Here is a 17,398-nt window from a genome sequence, read left to right as displayed (position 1 = left end):
TGCACATTTGCAGGAATTTTTCGCTGCAAGCCTATCCGCGAGCAAAAACCTGCACTTTTGCAGGCTTTCCGCATCAGCACGTCGCGCACAGCCCCCACCGCGCGCAGCTCCCAGCACGCGATGCTGCGCTGAATGACGGCTGGCGGTCAATCGCACGCTTGGCGCCAAGCGGATGTGCTCGCGGCGCCAAGCGGATGCGCTGTTTCCCGGTGCGCGGTGCCAGTGATGTCTTGGCGGGCATCCGCTTTTCGGATGAAAGTGCTAACGATTGGCGAAAAAGGTATAATTAGGTGTATTCTTGCTTGTAGCGAAGCAGAAAGGTGGAGAGAGATGACGACCAGCTACAGCAATATTCTTCGTCTGATAGCGATTGTCTGCGAAATTCTGGTATGGGGCCAGCCCGCGGCTCAGGCAAAGGCAAGCGCTCAATCGGAGTTAACGCAGCAAGACGTGAAAACGGCAGTCGATAATGCGATGAGCGGCGAACTGGAACGGCTTCATCTTCCGGGCGCAGCCGTCGTGATTACGCAGGGAGATTCCGTTCTTTTCAGCAGCGGCTACGGTTATGCAAATCTGGAAAAGAAAATAGCTATGGATCCCGCCAAGTCCGTTATCCGGCTCGGCTCGTTAGCCAAATCGATTACCGCTACCGCTGCGATGCAGTTGGTGGAACAGCAGAAGCTGGATTTGAATAAGGACGTTAACACTTATTTGAAAACATTTCAAACGACGCAATTCAAGGGTGAGCCGATCACGCTTCATCATTTGTTGACGCACACCGCCGGTCTGGATCAGGCCGTATATGCCGTGGATCGCAGCAGCGATATCGATCAGGTCGCCGAGGAGGCGTTTCTCCGCGATTTCTTTCGGCAGCAGCCGCCTGTCCGCGCCCCGGGGACGATGTATGAGTACAGCAACGTCGGCTTCGGGTTGGTCGGCAATCTGATTGAGCAAACAACGGGAGAAAAGTTGGACGCTTATTTAAAGCAGCACGTATTTCAGCCGATGGAAATGCCGAGCGCCGGTTTGGAGCTGGATAGGAGCAACGCTCAATTGGCTGTTTCTTATTCGTATGGCAAAAAAGGCTTCACCGTTGTCCCCTATTCGTACATCAGCCTGCCCGGAGCTGGCGCGCTAAGCATGACTCCCAATGATTTCGCGCATTACCTGATCACACATTTGAACGATGGCCAATATAATGGGCGCTCAGTATTGTCCAAAGAAACTGTCAGCAACATGCACGACAGGCAGTTTACCGCTAATCCGCGAATGGACGGGTTGGGCTACAGTTTTTTCAGAGGAGAATCGAAGAACGGAATCCCCATGCTGTGGGCGACCGGCGAAATAGATAGCTTCATTGCGAAAATGGCGCTGTTTCCCTCGGAACGGCTCGCTATTTTTGTGGCTGTTAACGGGGCGGATTCGGGCTTGGAGCTTCATAACCGCCTGGTGGACGCGATTAGCGGTTTGCTGAAAACTCCGCAGGGATCGGATAAGCGGCAGGAGCAAAATTTGGCCGGATCGAAAGATTGGGACATCGCCGGGCTTGCGGGAGTTTATCAAACCGGAATCAACCCGGAGCAAGGCTGGGGGAAATGGCTGCGGTTTTTTGGAGGGTTCAGTTACAAAGTAACAGCGCTTGATGCGGATAAGCTTCAAGTAAGCGGAATTTTTCCGGACCGCGAAGCGCGGCAGTTGAAAACATTTCAACACCTTGGCGACGGTTATTTTCAGGAAACGGGAGGAGGGACGGAACACATCTCGTTCCAAAAGCTGAACGGAAACTGGGAACTGACGAATTCGGGCACTGTGACCGTGCCAAAAGTTTCGTTTCTGGAGAAAACAGGGATGCTGCTTGGTGTTTATATCGCAATCGCAATATTTTATGTCGTCATTTGTGCAGTTTGGCTGATCCGAATGTCCGTCCGTCTGGTCAAAAAAACGTCCGGCCCCATTTCGGGAAGCATCGCCGCAGTTGCACTGCTTAATACCATTTTCTTTTTGGTCCAGCTTTCGTACGGAAACAGCCAAGTCACATACGGTTATCCGCTCTGGTACCATTGGGGAGCGAGCTCGCTGCCGCTGCTTGCCGCCGTCATCGCCGTCTTCACCCTGTTCCAAGCCATTGCGGCGAAAAGAACGGCCAATCGCGTCTCAACGGCAAAGGCCGCGTTTTCAATCGCTACTTTGCTCATTACCGGATACTTGTTTTATTGGAATATGCTTTCCATCCATTATTCATAGGTTGTGCCATGGTCATTTCGCATGGAGGTAGGCGATGCCCAGCCCGCCGGTGACGGGATTTTCGTAAATTTCACAGTCGACATCGAACTTATCCCAAAAACGGTGGATTTTTTCCGGTATATGGGTTATATTAGGTAATACCTAATAAATTTAGTTGTTGCCTAATATGGAGGTGGTCAAATGATCGTCTGGATGCTGCGGAAAATAATGGCCGAAAGAGGCGTATGGACCGGCGCGGCGCTGGCCCGCTTGCTTAAGGAAAAGGCCGGCTATACGCTGTCCGCGCCTTCGATCAGCGCGCTGATGAACGAACAGCCGCGTCAGGTGAAAGCGGAAACGTTGGACGCGCTGTGCACTGCGCTCGCTTGTACGCCGAACGACTTGTGGGTATTTACGCCCGATCCGCTCAAACAAACAGGGCGAGAAAGCGAGGCCGCCGCGCCATGACGCAAAGAACGATCGTTCCGTTCGGCGATCCGATTCTCCGCAAAACCGCCAAGCCGGTCACCGAAATCAACGGCAAAATCATCAAGCTGCTTGAAGATTTGGCGGATACATTGTACGCCGCCGACGGGCGTGCAGGCCTTGCCGCTCCCCAGATCGGCATTCTCCGCAGAGTGGTCGTCATGGATTGCGGCAGCGGGCTGATCGAGCTGATCAACCCGGAAATTGTCGAGTCGGGCGGCGAACAATTCGGGACCGAGGCCTGCCTGTCATTTCCGAATTATACGGGCAGCGTGAAGCGGGCCAGGTATGTGAAGGTGAGCACGCTTAACCGGCAGGGGGAATCGGTCACGCTGGAAGGGGAGGGATTTCTCGCCAGGTGCATGCAGCATGAAATCGATCACCTGAACGGTGTGCTTTTCGTCGACCACGTCCGCGATCCGTTTCTCGTTCATGAGCATACGCAGCATAAAGTCCGGCTGCTTGACGTCATTCGCCTGTCACGGCCGCAATAGCAAATAAAAAAACCGCTGAACCCGCAGGGATAACCCTGCGGCGATTCAGCGGTTTTTCATATTATGCACGAACACCGTAGTAGGAGCATTTACCATCTTTTGAAGCGATTATTGCCAATCAACAATTTGCATACTACTCCTATACATGGATGGTAAAAGGAGTGAGCATATGGACCGGCCTGCAGTCTCACCGTACCTTTACATCCGGCTGCGCCGGAGAGCACGGGTCCGCAAAGGAAACAGCGTACAGTTGGGCGATATTGCTCAAATGATCGTCGAACCCGAATATGAAGACCGGCTCAGCCGAATCGTCATTTATACATCGCGGCATGAAGACGGCAATCGCGTTCTGATCGACATGATGCAGATCGTCCGCGCGATCAAGGAGCGCTTCCCGGAGCTGCAGATCGAGCATTTCGGAGAGCCGCACGTTCTTTTGGAGATTTGCACCGACGACAAGCGTCCCAATCCGCTGCTGATCGGCATCGTCTGGCTGCTGTTGTTTATCGGCTCGGGCCTCGCGATTATGAACTTTCATGCCGACGTCAGCATGCTCGAAGTGCACCAGAGAATTTATCGGCTGATGACCGGCAAAACGGTGGAACATCCGCTTATGCTGCAAATTCCTTATTCGCTCGGCATCGGCGTGGGGATGGTCATTTTTTTTAACCATTTGTTCAAGAAAAAATTCAATGAAGAGCCGAGCCCGCTTGAGGTCGAAATGTTCATGTACCAGGAAAATGTGAACCATTACGTCATCACGGAGGAGTACTGCAAAATACACGAAAGGAATGACGCCAAGTGATCATGGCGGTCGTTGAAGCGGCAGCGGCGGCTTTTGTCGGGCTGTCGGGGGGAGTTGTCGTCGGCAGCGGGATGGTCGCTTTTCTGGTCGTGCTGGACATCATTCCGCGGCTTGTGCAGATTACCCGGTCGTTCAAACAGATACATGCCTATGAAGCGGCAGTCGTAGCGGGATCGCTTGTGTTCACCTGGGTCGATTTCTGTGAGCTGCGGCTTCATTTATTTCCACTTGGCTCCGCGTTTGTGGGTCTCTTTGCCGGATGCTTCGTAGGCATGCTGGCCGGAGCCCTGACGGAAATTGTCAATGTGCTGCCGATTTTGGCGAAACGGGTGGGCATGGGCTCTTATATGATTTTATTTTTGATGGCGATGATTTTCGGCAAAGTGGTCGGCTCGCTTTTCGAATGGCTGTTTTATTGAAGCAGGAAAATACGCGGGGAGGTATGAGGCATGAAAGTGATCCTGAAAAAAGGCGGAAAGAACGGCGATGGTTCGGACAATTCCAAGCTGGCGGTAGACGAGGAAGGCAACTTGCATCCGTATGAGCCGGAAATCGATATGACGGCAGAGGAAAAAGAGTTAAAAACGCAGGAAAGCATTCCGGACCGTCTTGAAATAGTCAAGAGGGTCCTTGAAGAACGCGTCGGGTTCAACAAAAGCTTCGATCTAGTGTTCAGGGAGATGGTGTTCGGGTCCGTCAGAGCCGGCCTCTTTTTTTGCAACGGGTTTGCCAAAGATTCGGTGCTGACCGATATTATTACCCGTTTGTCCTACGCGTCCCGGGAAAGCGTCACGCCTCATACGGTCGAGTCGTTTGCGGACTATCTCGTCCCGCACATCCAGGTCAAAACGTATGAAAAAATGTCCGAGGTTATCGGACAAGTGCTGATGGGCGGAACAGCGCTGTTCATGGAAGGACAGACGGCGGCCATCACGATCGATGTCAAAACGTTTCCCGTCCGCTCGGTCGAAGAGCCGGATTTGGAACGGGTCGTCCGCGGCTCGCGGGACGGGTTCGTCGAAACGCTGCTGACCAACGTGACGCTGATCAGACGCAGGCTGCGCGACGAGAGATTGAAGCTGGAAATTGTCCAGGTCGGCAAACGGACCAAGACCGACATATGCGTTTGTTACATCAACGATATCGCCGATCCCAACCTTGTGGAATCCATCAAAGATAAAATTAAAAACGTCGAAATCGACGGACTTCCGCTTGCCGAAAAGCAGCTGGAGGAAGCCGTGCTGAACAAAGGCTGGAACCCGTATCCGATGGCCCGCTATTCGGAGCGGCCGGACGTAGTGTCTGCCCATCTGCTCGAAGGCCATGTAACGATTTTGGTCGATACTTCGCCGAGCGCGATGATTTTGCCTACGACGTTTTTCCACCATGTCCAGCACGCGGAGGAATACAGGCAAACCCCGTTTATCGGGACCTATCTTAGGTGGGTGCGCTTTGCCGGCATTGTGGCTTCTTTGTTTCTGCTCCCGCTGTGGGTCCTGATCGTCCAGGATTCGTCGCTCAAGCCGGCCGGCCTTGAATTTATCGGACCGCAAAAAGCGAGCCATTTGCCGGTGTTTTTGCAGTTTTTGCTGGCTGACATCGGCATTGACCTGATGCGGATGGCCGCCGTGCACACGCCGACACCGCTTGCGACCGCAATGGGGCTGGTAGCCGCCATTCTCATCGGCGATATCGCGGTCAAAACCGGGCTGTTTATTAATGAAGTGATTTTATACCTGGCGGTGGCGTCCATAGGCATGTTCGCAACGCCGAGCTATGAATTGGGGCTGGCAAACCGGATAACGCGGCTGGCGCTGCTCGTAGCCGTGGCGATTTTCAAGGTGCCGGGCCTGATCATCGGCGGAACGCTGTGGCTACTGCTCCTGGCGACCCGGAGATCGTACAACTCGCCGTACATGTGGCCGTTTATTCCGTTTAACGCCAAAGGATTTTTTGCGGTATTGGTGCGCCAGCCCGTGCTTTCGGACAAAACCCGGATGAGCCTGACAAAGCCTGTCGACGGGACACGCCAGCCCAAATAACAGCACGGCATGTATTGTCAAAAGCGCTTCCAGTGTGATACTTTTAATTGTAATGTACACAAGGAAGAGGGAAACCAAAGCTATGTATTTACACGGCACGAGCAAAATAAATGATCAAGGCCACCTCGAAATCGGCGGAGTCGACGCAACGAAACTGGCTGCGGAATACGGCACGCCTTTATATGTATTTGACGAAGCGCTGATCCGTCAGCGCTGCCGCGAATTCGTGGAAGCGTACAAGGCGTCCGGCCTGAAATTTCAGGTCGCATATGCAAGCAAAGCTTTCATGGTTATGGCCATGTGCCGCCTTGTCGAAGAAGAAGGCATGTCGCTGGACGTCGTGTCCGACGGCGAGCTGTATACGGCGCTGCAAGCGGGATTCCCGGCTGAGCGCATCCATTTTCACGGCAACAACAAAACGCCGGAAGAAATCGAAATGGCGATCGACGCCAAAATCGGCTGCTTCGTGGTGGACAATTTCATCGAGCTGCAGCTGCTGAATGCCATCGCCGCCGAGAAGCGCCAAAAGGTGAAAATTTTGCTGCGCATTACGCCTGGCGTCGAAGCGCATACGCACGAATATATTTCTACGGGCCAAATCGATTCCAAATTCGGCTTTGATCTTGGCAACGGATCGGCACTGCGTGCCGTCAAAGAAGCTTCCGAGCTGAGCCATCTGGAAATTTTGGGCGTTCATTCCCATATCGGCTCGCAAATTTTCGAAGTGGACGGCTTCCGCCTGGCCGCCGATAAAATCGCCGGATTTGCCGTCGAAGTGCGCAGCCGTCTGGATGTAACGTTCAAGGTGATCAACCTTGGCGGCGGTTTTGGCATCCGCTATGTGGAAGGCGATACACCGCTTCCCGTAGCCGTCTACGTCAAAGCGATCACAGACGCGATCAAAGAGAACTTTGGCGCGAACAACTACCCGCTGCCCGAAATTTGGGCGGAGCCGGGCCGCAGCATAGTAGGCGATGCAGGTACTACGCTATATACCGTGGGATCGACGAAGGACATCCCGGGAGTCCGCAAGTACGTCGCCGTAGACGGCGGAATGACGGATAACCCGCGTCCGGCTTTATACGAGTCCGAGTATGAAGCGATGCTCGCCAACCGCGCAACCGAGCAGGCGGAAGAAGTCGTATCGATCGCCGGCAAATGCTGCGAGAGCGGCGACATGCTGATCTGGGATCTGAACCTGCCGCGAGTCAACTCGGGCGACATTCTGGCCGTGGCCTGCACGGGAGCCTACAACTACGCGATGGCAAGCAACTACAACCGGATCCGCCGTCCGGCTGTCGTTTTCGTCAAGGACGGGCAAAGCGATCTCGTCGTCAAAAGAGAAACCTACGAAAACATCGTAGAGAACGATATGATCCCGGCAAGATTGAAGCAAGTGAGCAAAGCGGTTCAATAAAACCGGGCCGGCCCAAGCAATATGCCGCGGTCGCGCTGCGCTGCAGAAAAGAAAGGGCTGTTCCCAAAGCCCAAGATTCAAGCAAAAGGACTTCAAATTCCACTGCCAAGTGGAGGGTGAAGTCCTTTCTTTAGGTGGAATTCAACAGCCCTTTTTTCAGATGAACATCGGCGGCCCGGCGGGTGGACATGAGGCGGCTTGGCAGGCCGGTCAGGGAAAAAACCTGCGAAAGTGCAGGCTTTTTCCGCAAAAAGGCCCATTTGGACGAAAAGCCTGCGATTGTGCAGGAATTTTCGGTGAAAACGACCCTGAGCCCCTGTTCGTGGCGAAAAGCCTGCACATTTGCAGGAATTTTCGTGGCCAGCGCATCTACCGGGCAAAAAACTGCACTTTTGCAGGCTTTCTCCGCGGAGCCAAGCAGTTAAGAAGCCAAGCAGTTAGGCAGCAGGGCGCTCCCACTCTGCGTGCGAGTTTCTCAACTGCCTGACTTTCGCAGATTTTCCGCGTACTGACGTGCTGACAACGGGCAAGTTTTTAGAAAGTTTCCTCCGAAAATCTCCTCCCGCTGTTCGTGAATGAATTGTTCATGAATGAATTTTGGCATGATTTTCCTTTCGATTTTGGGGGTAGTTTTAATTCATCGGGATGTGTAAGATTTCATTAAGCGCTTAATCCATCGTATCGGAGGGTGATTCGGTCTTTTGTAAACGCTTTACATTCCCGGGGAGAGCGAACGGTAAACAGCAATTTATTTTGAATGGAGGTTCATGATAATGAAAACTCGGTTAGGCAAGAAGAGACTGGCTTCCCTTTTTTTATCCGCAATTTTGTTGGCGCTTCCATTGAGCGCTTCCGCTGCTTCTTCCTCCACTGCGTACGATAAACTTTATTTCAACAATAACAAATACTACCTGTTTAACAACACCTGGGGCAGCGGCAGCGTTAGCGGTTGGTCGGAAACCGTGTACTATAACAGCGGCACCGATCTGGGATACTTATGGAATTGGCCGACTACGGCCGGCGGGGTCAAAGCGTACCCGTCCATCGTAAGCGGATGGCACTGGACGAACGGATATACAAGCGGCAGCGGATTCCCTACACAGCTGTCCGCCAACAAAAACATTAACACAGGCGTCACGTATTCGATCGCTTCCTCGACGAACGGCTCCTATAATAACGCTTACGATATTTGGCTGCACAGCACCGGGAACGCAACGTCCAGCAGCACTCCGACCGAGGAAATTATGATTTGGAACAAATGGACCTCCGACGTCGGCCCGCTCGGTTCTCTCGTATTTTCCAACGTTTCGATCGGCGGGCAAACTTACGACGTGTACAGGGGCGAAAATAAGAACAGCCAGGGCGTGCATCAATGGTGGGTGTATTCGTTCCTGAAAAAGTCCCAGACAAACAGCTTCAGCATTAACGTCAAAAACTTTACCGATTATCTCATTTCCAAAAATTACTTCACGAACAGCCGCTATGTGAGCAGCGTGGAATACGGCACCGAAATTACAAAAGGCAGCGGACAAATCAACTTTTCCAACTGGTATTGCAATGTCCAATAATCAATAGCGGAGTTCCGCCGGCGCGGCGGAAAAAAGAGCGCGGTCGCAGAACGGGATTCCCGCCCTGCGGCCGCGCCAACATTTTTTTGAGGAGTCACTTGCTTGAGGAAGTTGCCAAAGGATATGATTCTTGCGACTTGGAAGCAAAATAGCAAGGATAATTTGAATGTTCGCCAGGCAAGCAGGAGGGCTGCTTTTTCCACGAATCATACTGATCTGAGGAAATGCCTAGCTGCTCTAAGACTTTTTCGCACGGGATAGTTTGCATTTCGGACATCCTCCATTTACTTGAAAATAGAAAAAGGCCATCAAAAATAGACGGCCGGTTGCACTAGTAGCTCAAACGCCCCCAAGTGCCCAGATACAGGAACGTTTTCTTCGCTTTCCACAAATATTTACAATTGTTTACTTGGATAATAATAACAGAACAGGTGGAAACATTCTGTGTCGTATTTCACAAAAGTTCATCGTCAAAGAAAGAAATTTCACAAAGGGCAAAATCAAGGGGGTTCCAGCGGAACGTAAACGATTGAAGTGACAATTTTTCTGTGATATATGCAAAAATACCGCAAAAAATAAATCCGCGACAGCAACGATTCCGCAGCGGCAGCAAATTTTCACAGCGGGTTTGTGAATTGAAAGCTTTCATAGTAAAATAAAGTATTATTGTCTAAAGGAGTGGACCTAACATGGCCAAACAAGCAAAAATCACACTCGCCGGCGGCGGAGAAGTACTGATCGACCTGTTCGAAAAAGACGCTCCGAACACCGTCGCCAACTTTGAAAAACTCGCAAACTCCGGTTTTTATAACGGTCTTGTATTCCATCGCGTCATCCCCGGGTTCGTAGCTCAAGGCGGCTGCCCTACTGGAACGGGCACAGGAGGCCCAGGCTACCAAATCAACTGCGAAATCAACCCGAACAAACACGAGCGCGGAACGCTTGCCATGGCCCATGCCGGCAGAAACACAGGCGGCAGCCAATTCTACATCTGCTACCAACCGCAGCCTCACCTGGACGGACAGCACACCGTTTTCGGCAAAGTAACCAAAGGCATGGAGTATGTGGACGCATTCAAAGGCAGAGACCAAATGGAAAAGGTCGAAATTGTCGAAGTGTAAAAATAAAGCTGTAAAGCTTAAAAAGACCTTCCTTAAGCCGTAAAACCGGCTAGGGATGGTCTTTTTTTAATCCGATTTGTGAACAATGTTTCAGCGGAGAAAAGAAAAAAATGTTGCTTTTTCCATGCTCGAGTGATAAATTCATAACCAAAGAAAACTAATTCTCCCGTTAGTGAGATTAGTTCTTCTTTCATTGTGTGTGCATACCTTCGGGGCGGGGCGAAATTCCCCACCGGCGGTGATACGTTCGGAAGCTGCTGCTCCGGCCGTAAAGTCCGTGACCCGTTTTGAAGCTAAGCGGTACCTGACAACAGCTTCGCTACGGCTGACCCGGTGCAAATCCGGGACCGACAGTATAGTCTGGATGGGAGAAGGAAACGCGAACAACAGGTTCGCTATGCACGTTTGGCCTCTTTTCAATTGAACAAAAATTCGGCAGGTCTGTCTTCTTTCAGGCACCGTGCCGGGTTTGTTTGAATTACCCGAAAACATGGACAAACGCGTATAGATGAAGCATTTTCGTGTCAACTTCAAATCCTTGAGCCCCTATCCTGTGCCGGATCGGGGCTTTTTTGCATTCAAGTTCAAGAGATTGGTGGTGAGCGCATGCAGCTTATCAATGACGAGGCCTACATGAGGCTTGCGCTGCAAATGGCCGAAAGCGCGTCAGGCCAGACGGGGATCAATCCCGTCGTCGGGTGCGTCCTGGTCAAAGACGGACGCATTGTCGGGATGGGCGCGCATCTGAAGCGCGGCCAGGGGCACGCCGAAGTCCTCGCGCTGCAAATGGCGGGCGAGGAAGCCCGGGGCAGCACGGCCTACGTGACGCTGGAGCCGTGCAGCCACTACGGACGGACGCCGCCCTGCAGCGACCGGCTGATCGAAGCCGGCGTCGCGCGCGTCGTCGTCGCCGGTCTCGACCCGAACCCGCAGGTTGCCGGTTCGGGCATCGCCAAGCTGCGAGCAGCCGGGATCGACGTATCCGTCGGGCTGCTCGGGGAGGAAGCCTCGGCGCTTAACGAGGCTTTCAACAAGTACATCGTCACGCGCATGCCGTTCGTGACGCTCAAGACGGCGAGCACGCTCGACGGGAAGATCGCCTCGAAGACCGGCGACAGCAAGTGGATCACCGGCGAGGCGTCGCGCGCTCTGGTCCATGCCCTGCGCCACCGGCACCAGGGCATCATGGTCGGCGTCGGCACGGTCATCGCCGACGACCCGCTGCTCAGCGCGCGCGCCGACATACCGGCTATCCAGCCGGTACGGATCGTCGCCGACTCGCTGCTGCGCATCCCTCCGGACGCCCGCGTGCTGCAGGAGCAGGATCGTCAGCCGACGATCCTGCTCGCGAGCGCACAGGCGCCCGCGGAGCGGCGTGCCGCGCTGGAAGCGCGCGGCATCGAGATCGTGACCTGCGGCGGCGGCCCGCAGGTCGATTTGACGCTCGCCATGCGGCAGCTCGGCGAGCGCGAGATCGGCTCCATCCTCCTTGAGGGTGGAGGCAGGCTCAACGGCGCCATGCTGGAGCGGCGCCTCATCGACAAGCTGGTGCTGTTCTACGCGCCGAAAATAATCGGCGGCGGGGCGGAGGCACCAGCGAACTTCATCTTCGGCGGCTTCGCGAAGATGGCGGACAGCATTACGCTCGACCGCTTGCAGGTCGAGCGGTTCGGTCAAGATGTATGCTTGACCGGGTACCCGGTTTATGAAGGTGGGAACTAGGCATGTTTACCGGTATTATTGAAGAAATCGGCCGCATGCGCCGCGTCCACAGCCAAGGACAGGCGATGGTGCTGACGATCGGCGCATCGAAGGTGCTGGAAGATGTGCGGCTTGGCGACAGCATCGCGGTGAACGGCGTTTGTCTGACGGTGATCGCATTTGACGCAGACTCCTTCTCGGTTGACGTGATGCCGGAAACGTACCGCAAGTCGAACCTGCGCAAGCTGCAGACGGGCACGCCGGTCAATCTGGAGCGCGCCATGGCGGCGAACGGCCGGTTTGGCGGACATATTGTGCAGGGGCATGTCGATTCGACGGCGGTTATCGTTTCCCGCACGCCTGAAGAAAATGCGGTCGTTTACCGGTTCGAACCGGAGAACAAAGACATTTTCAAATACATCATTCCCAGCGGTTCGATTACCGTTGACGGAATCAGCCTGACTGTCGTGCAAGTGACGGAACGCGACGCCTCCGTCTCCATTATCCCGCATACGCTGGCCCAGACGGTGCTTCAAGACAAGAAGCCGGGCGATACGGTCAACATCGAATGTGACGTTTTGGGCAAATATATGGAGCGTCTGCTTCGTTTCGGACAGCAGGAATCCGGCAGCGGCGGCAAACGGGGCGCCTTAACGGAAAGTTTTTTGGCCGAACACGGTTTTATGTGACAGGGGACGCACATGCAAGCTTGCTGCGGCTTTTGGATATAGAAGAAGCTTCCCGTCCGGCAGCGGCGGATTGCTCTTAGGAGGGGTGAAGATGACAGACATACGGTTTGACAAGATTGAAGATGCGATCGAAGATTTGAAGCTTGGCAAAGTCATCATCGTGGTGGACGACGAAGACCGTGAGAATGAAGGGGATTTTATCGCGCTGGCCGATAAGGCGACGCCTGACGTAATTAATTTTATGATCAAGGAAGGACGCGGTCTTGTCTGCGTGCCGATTACCGAGGAGCGGGCCGAGGAGCTGGATTTGCCTCCCATGGTTTCCAGAAATACGGACTACCACGGCACGGCGTTTACGGTTTCGGTAGACCACGTCGAGACGAGCACGGGAATTTCCGCGCACGAGCGCGCCAGAACGGTAGAGGCGCTGATCGATCCGAATACGAGAGCCCACGAGTTCCGCAGGCCCGGTCACATTTTCCCGCTGATCGCCAAAAAAGGCGGCGTCCTGCGCAGAGCGGGGCATACGGAAGCGGCCGTCGACCTGGCCAGGATGTGCGGTTCGTATCCGGCCGCCGTCATTTGCGAGGTCATCAAAGAGGACGGAACGATGGCGCGGGTTCCCGATTTGATGGAATTTGCGGCTAAGCATGAGATCCGCCTCATTACGATTCAGGATTTGATCCGCTACCGCAACCGGGAGGAAAAGCTGGTGGAGCGGGAGGTGGAGATCAAGCTCCCGACGGATTTCGGCACATTCAAAGCGATCGCCTATACGAATCAGTTGGACAACAAAGAGCATGTGGCCCTTATCAAAGGGACGATCGACCCGTCGCAGCCTACGCTTGTGCGCGTTCATTCGGAGTGCCTGACCGGGGACGTGTTTCACTCCCACAGGTGCGATTGCGGCCCTCAGCTCGAAGCGGCGCTAAAACAGATTGAAGAAGAGGGCTCCGGTGTATTATTATATATGCGACAGGAAGGCCGGGGCATCGGACTGATCAACAAATTAAAAGCTTATGCGCTGCAGGAGCAGGGATTGGACACTGTCGAAGCGAATATTAAGCTTGGATTTGCTCCGGATCTTCGCGATTACGGCATTGGCGCGCAAATTTTGAAGGACTTGGGCATCCGCAAGCTCCGTTTGCTGACCAACAATCCGCGCAAAATCCGCGGGCTTGAAGGCTACGGCCTGGAAGTGGTGGAGCGCGTGCCGATTCAGATGGAAAGCAAAGAGCACAATGTGAACTATTTGCACACCAAAAAGCAAAAACTCGGTCATTTGCTGGAATTTCATGACTCCGGCAGCGGCATTTAACGTGCGGCTTGCAGGAATTTTACAATAAGAAAGGGCGAAACGGACATGGCAAAAATTTACGAAGGACATTTGGTCTCGCAAAATTTAAAATACGGTATCGTCGTAGGACGATTCAATGAATTCATTACTTCCCGGCTGCTTGGCGGCGCACAGGACGCTCTGAAGCGCCACGGCGTTCAGGACGACGAAGTGGAGATCGCATGGGTGCCCGGCGCATTTGAAATTCCGCTGATCGCGCAAAAAATGGCGGAAAGCGGCAAATATGATGCGGTCATTACGCTCGGAACGGTAATCCGCGGTTCGACGCCTCATTTTGACTACGTATGCAATGAAGTGGCCAAGGGCGTATCCGCCATCAATTTGAAAACAGGCGTGCCGACCGTATTTGGCGTTCTGACGACGGATTCGATCGAACAAGCCGTTGAGCGGGCCGGCACAAAAGCGGGCAATAAAGGCTGGGAAGCGGCGGTAACCGCAATCGAAATGGCGAATTTGACCAAACAATTCAGCTCCTAATGCTTTCTTATTTTCACCTGGAAACGCTGCTGCCCCGGCTGTTCGCCTTTCTCATAGCAATGACCATTCATGATGCCGCTCACGCTTGCGCGGCGATGTTGCTCGGAGACCGGACGGCCAGGGAGCAGAAACGATTGTCGCTAAACCCCTTGGTGCATATAGACGCCTTGGGGCTTGCGATGGTTGTGTTCGGGCCGTATGGCTGGTCGAAAAAAATGCCGGTTGACATGACTCGAATGAAACGGCGGCCGCGGCTTTCCCATACGCTCGTTTATTTAGCCGGACCGTGCGCCAATCTGGTGCTTGTGTTTTTCTTTTGGTGGCTGTACTTCTTTTTACCTGCCTGGTTTGACGGCAACACCGAGACAATAGCGGTGGAAACGTGGAGAGTTTATGCGCAGTACTGTGTGATTGTGAATGTCATGCTTTTTATTATTCATTTGCTGCCGCTGTACCCGCTTGACGGGTGGCACATTGTGCGGGGGCTGTTTCCCGCCGGCCGGCAGCGCTGGTTTTTGACTAACGAACGTTACGGACTGCTGCTGGTCCTTCTTTTATTGATAACGCCAATCGGCCAATGGGCGCTCGCTCATTTGTATCCCATCGCCGCGCAGCTTGTCATGAATATATTTTCACTTTAGACAAGGGGGACGATACGGATGAAAGTGACTTATAAGCTGGAAGCCTTTGAAGGCCCTCTTGATCTATTGCTGCATCTCATCGATAAGAACGAGCTGGATATTTACAATATTCCGATTAAGGAAATAACCGATCAATACTTGGATTACGTAAATGCCATGCAGGAGCTTGAACTTGAAGTAACGAGCGAATTTCTCGTCATGGCCGCAACGCTGCTGGCCATCAAAAGCAAAATGCTGCTGCCCAAACCGCCGGAAATCGAAATCGAGGATTATTACGACGAATTTGACGATGAGCTGGATCCGCGGGCGGAACTGGTGCAGAAGCTGATTGAGTACCGGAAATACAAGTCGATTGCCGATATGCTGCGCGATAAGGAAGTGGAGCGGAGCTTGGTGTATACGCGCGAACCGGAAGATTTGACCCCTTTCCTGCCTGAAGTGCAGGAGAATCCGGTAGAAGGTCTCGATGTTACCGACCTGCTGATTGCCTTTCAACGAACGCTGCGCAAATTGATCAACCGTAATGTAGTCGCAAAAATTCGCAGAGATGAAATATCTGTAAAAGACCGGATGCGCGAAGTCATCGATTTGCTTAGCCTTAAAGGCGGGAAACTGCTGTTTTCAAAGCTGTTCGATTACGATATGACCCGCGAAGAAGTGGTCGTCACTTTTTTGGCTCTGCTGGAGCTGATGAAAATGAAAAAGGTTACGTGCTTCCAGCACCGGTTGTTTGAAGATATTGTCATCCATGCGAAAGAGGAGGAGGCTGAATTTGACGCTCAATTTTCAGCAGATGAAATCAATTATTGAAGGACTGCTCTTCGCCGCAGGCGACGAAGGTCTGGACGCCAAGCAGCTCGCCGAAGTGATGGAGCTTGACTTGCACCTGGTTAAAGATATGGTTCATGATATGAAGGCTGATTTTAAACGCAAAGGCCGCGGCATTCAAATCGTTGAAGTGGCCGGTTCTTTTCAGCTGACGACGCTTGCCGAGCATGCTCCTTATTTTGAGAAGCTGGCGTATACGCCGTCGCGCTCCTCGCTTTCGCAAGCGGCGCTGGAGACGCTTTCCATCGTTGCATACAAGCAGCCGATTACGAGAGTCGAAATCGAGGAAATTCGCGGAGTCAAATGCGACCGGGCGCTGCAAACGCTGACAGCCAAAGACTTGATCGAAGAGGTCGGGCGCGCGGACGCGGTGGGGAGACCGATTTTGTACGGGACGTCCAAGCAATTTCTTGAATATTTCGGATTGAGCTCCATTCAGGAGCTGCCGGATTCGTCCAAGTTCCAGGCGAGCTTCGATTTGGAGGAAGAGACGCGCATGCTGTTCGACAAGCTGGGCGGGGAGCAGATTACTTTTGAGGATATGAAAAAGGAAGGCTTGTAAAAGTACAGGGAAATCCATCATTTTCGGCATCGTTTTGCAGGCCGGAATGGTGGTTTTTTTGCGTTATGAACGATTCGAAGGCTGTGGTGTGCATTTCATTACCAGCACAAGGCCATACTAACCAGAGGCGCCGTGATGGAAGAGACTTCGTACGGCATGTGTGGATAAGGAGGGCCGATGGCTTTGTGGTGGTTTGGAACGATATGCATCCTGTTGATTATAGCCGCGATCGCATTTTTCATAAGTTTTATCGAAGGGGAGTTTTACTTTTCGCGCGTCAGGGACAACGATCAGCTTGCCGTTGAAATCCGGGCGTTGTACGGGCTCGTCAAATTTCGATACGCCATTCCGGTCATCCAATTCAAAGGATTCGCCGCAGGGATTTTTATTAAAAGAGAAACGCTCAATCAAGCTGTAGCTTTTATGCAGGGGGAAGACAAGGCGCACATTACAAAGGATAAAGTGGTCGATTTTTTTAAGCGCGCCAATCTGGCTCTTGAAAGCACGCGGGACTTTTACGACTGGTTCAAGCAAACGATGTCGCGGGTGGCTTGCAGCAAGTTGACGTGGATAACGCGGGTAGGCATTGGCGATGCTTCCCAAACGGCTGTCACGACCGGGGCTATTTGGGGGATTAAATCTTCTTTGCTTGGTTTCGGTTTTAAATACGTCAACTTGATTGCGAAACCGGAAATTTCGGTCATTCCCCAATACAACGAGCCGCAATTCACGACGGAATTAGTGTGCAAAGGCCGCATTCGCATGTGGCATGCAGTGTGGGCGGGGGTTAGCCTGCTGGTTCGGATCGCCAAAGTAAAAGGCGGTTTCCGGACATGGTATGAAGTTTTGCGAAAACCCCGCGTCAAAACAGCCTCTTGAATGCGTGAATGGCTGATTTTCTATTTTTTAATTATGATGGAATTAATAGGAATATAGAAAGCGGCGGATTGGGATTACATATTTCCTCATGACGTTGGTTAAGCTAAA

17 protein-coding genes and 2 riboswitches are annotated in these 17,398 nt (G+C 52.9%); all 17 genes read left to right on the top strand.

Annotated elements, in window-relative coordinates:
- Positions 1–330 precede the first annotated feature (330 nt).
- The 17 genes from AC3G2T_RS29735 to AC3G2T_RS29655 all read left to right on the top strand — a co-directional run bounded on the left by AC3G2T_RS29735 (position 331) and on the right by AC3G2T_RS29655 (position 17,290).
- Positions 331–2,244 carry a serine hydrolase domain-containing protein gene (locus tag AC3G2T_RS29735; RefSeq protein WP_488437809.1) on the top strand — a complete coding sequence of 638 codons (1,914 nt, stop codon included), beginning with the start codon at positions 331–333 and terminating at the stop codon, positions 2,242–2,244.
- Positions 2,245–2,424: 180 nt separating this feature from the next.
- Positions 2,425–2,691, top strand: a complete 267-nt coding sequence (locus AC3G2T_RS29730) for a helix-turn-helix domain-containing protein (RefSeq protein WP_474681476.1) — start codon at positions 2,425–2,427, stop codon at positions 2,689–2,691.
- Positions 2,688–3,203 (top strand): peptide deformylase, encoded by a 516-nt coding sequence (gene def / locus AC3G2T_RS29725; RefSeq protein ID WP_488437808.1) that lies wholly within the window; start codon positions 2,688–2,690, stop codon positions 3,201–3,203. The genes AC3G2T_RS29730 and def overlap by 4 nt, the downstream gene beginning before the upstream one ends.
- A 169-nt stretch (positions 3,204–3,372) precedes the next feature.
- Positions 3,373–4,008 carry a stage V sporulation protein AA gene (locus AC3G2T_RS29720; protein ID WP_488437807.1) on the top strand — a complete coding sequence of 212 codons (636 nt, stop codon included), beginning with the start codon at positions 3,373–3,375 and terminating at the stop codon, positions 4,006–4,008.
- Positions 4,009–4,010: 2 nt separating this feature from the next.
- Entirely contained in the window at positions 4,011–4,427 is a 417-nt protein-coding gene (locus tag AC3G2T_RS29715) for a stage V sporulation protein AB (protein ID WP_488437814.1), read from the top strand.
- 30 nt (positions 4,428–4,457) lie between these two features.
- The gene (locus tag AC3G2T_RS29710) at positions 4,458–6,050 is read left to right on the top strand and encodes a spore germination protein (RefSeq protein WP_474681473.1); all 1,593 of its coding nucleotides are present in this window, start codon (positions 4,458–4,460) and stop codon (positions 6,048–6,050) included.
- 82 nt (positions 6,051–6,132) lie between these two features.
- Positions 6,133–7,467 carry a diaminopimelate decarboxylase gene (gene lysA / locus AC3G2T_RS29705; RefSeq protein ID WP_488437806.1) on the top strand — a complete coding sequence of 445 codons (1,335 nt, stop codon included), beginning with the start codon at positions 6,133–6,135 and terminating at the stop codon, positions 7,465–7,467.
- 773 nt (positions 7,468–8,240) lie between these two features.
- Positions 8,241–9,035 (top strand): GH12 family glycosyl hydrolase domain-containing protein, encoded by a 795-nt coding sequence (locus AC3G2T_RS29700; protein ID WP_474681471.1) that lies wholly within the window; start codon positions 8,241–8,243, stop codon positions 9,033–9,035.
- 311 nt (positions 9,036–9,346) lie between these two features.
- Positions 9,347–9,431, bottom strand: a riboswitch (cyclic di-GMP riboswitch).
- A 293-nt stretch (positions 9,432–9,724) separates the two neighbouring features.
- Positions 9,725–10,156 (top strand): peptidylprolyl isomerase, encoded by a 432-nt coding sequence (locus AC3G2T_RS29695; protein ID WP_474681470.1) that lies wholly within the window; start codon positions 9,725–9,727, stop codon positions 10,154–10,156.
- 201 nt (positions 10,157–10,357) lie between these two features.
- A riboswitch (FMN riboswitch) is annotated at positions 10,358–10,536 on the top strand.
- Between the two features lie 226 nt (positions 10,537–10,762).
- Positions 10,763–11,878: a bifunctional diaminohydroxyphosphoribosylaminopyrimidine deaminase/5-amino-6-(5-phosphoribosylamino)uracil reductase RibD gene (gene ribD, locus AC3G2T_RS29690; RefSeq protein WP_488437805.1), complete on the top strand. Its 1,116-nt coding sequence runs from the start codon at positions 10,763–10,765 to the stop codon at positions 11,876–11,878.
- Between the two features lie 2 nt (positions 11,879–11,880).
- A complete protein-coding gene (ribE, locus tag AC3G2T_RS29685; protein ID WP_488437804.1) occupies positions 11,881–12,546 on the top strand; it encodes a riboflavin synthase in 666 nt (221 codons plus the stop codon).
- 91 nt (positions 12,547–12,637) lie between these two features.
- The gene (locus AC3G2T_RS29680; RefSeq protein ID WP_488437803.1) at positions 12,638–13,864 is read left to right on the top strand and encodes a bifunctional 3,4-dihydroxy-2-butanone-4-phosphate synthase/GTP cyclohydrolase II; all 1,227 of its coding nucleotides are present in this window, start codon (positions 12,638–12,640) and stop codon (positions 13,862–13,864) included.
- Between the two features lie 45 nt (positions 13,865–13,909).
- Positions 13,910–14,380, top strand: coding sequence for a 6,7-dimethyl-8-ribityllumazine synthase (gene ribH / locus AC3G2T_RS29675; RefSeq protein WP_474681466.1), 471 nt, complete (start codon positions 13,910–13,912; stop codon positions 14,378–14,380).
- The gene (locus tag AC3G2T_RS29670; RefSeq protein ID WP_488437802.1) at positions 14,380–15,021 is read left to right on the top strand and encodes a site-2 protease family protein; all 642 of its coding nucleotides are present in this window, start codon (positions 14,380–14,382) and stop codon (positions 15,019–15,021) included. The genes ribH and AC3G2T_RS29670 overlap by 1 nt, the downstream gene beginning before the upstream one ends.
- Positions 15,022–15,039: 18 nt before the next feature.
- Positions 15,040–15,831 (top strand): segregation and condensation protein A, encoded by a 792-nt coding sequence (locus tag AC3G2T_RS29665; RefSeq protein ID WP_488437801.1) that lies wholly within the window; start codon positions 15,040–15,042, stop codon positions 15,829–15,831.
- A complete protein-coding gene (scpB, locus tag AC3G2T_RS29660; protein ID WP_474681678.1) occupies positions 15,815–16,411 on the top strand; it encodes an SMC-Scp complex subunit ScpB in 597 nt (198 codons plus the stop codon). Before AC3G2T_RS29665 ends, scpB begins: the two co-directional genes overlap by 17 nt.
- A 177-nt stretch (positions 16,412–16,588) precedes the next feature.
- Positions 16,589–17,290 carry a DUF2953 domain-containing protein gene (locus AC3G2T_RS29655; protein WP_474681463.1) on the top strand — a complete coding sequence of 234 codons (702 nt, stop codon included), beginning with the start codon at positions 16,589–16,591 and terminating at the stop codon, positions 17,288–17,290.
- Positions 17,291–17,398 lie beyond the last annotated feature (108 nt).

The organism is Paenibacillus sp. sgz302191, from assembly GCF_057749925.1.
Note: the sequence above shows the minus strand (reverse complement) of the source record. Positions and strands in the feature narration are given on the sequence as shown.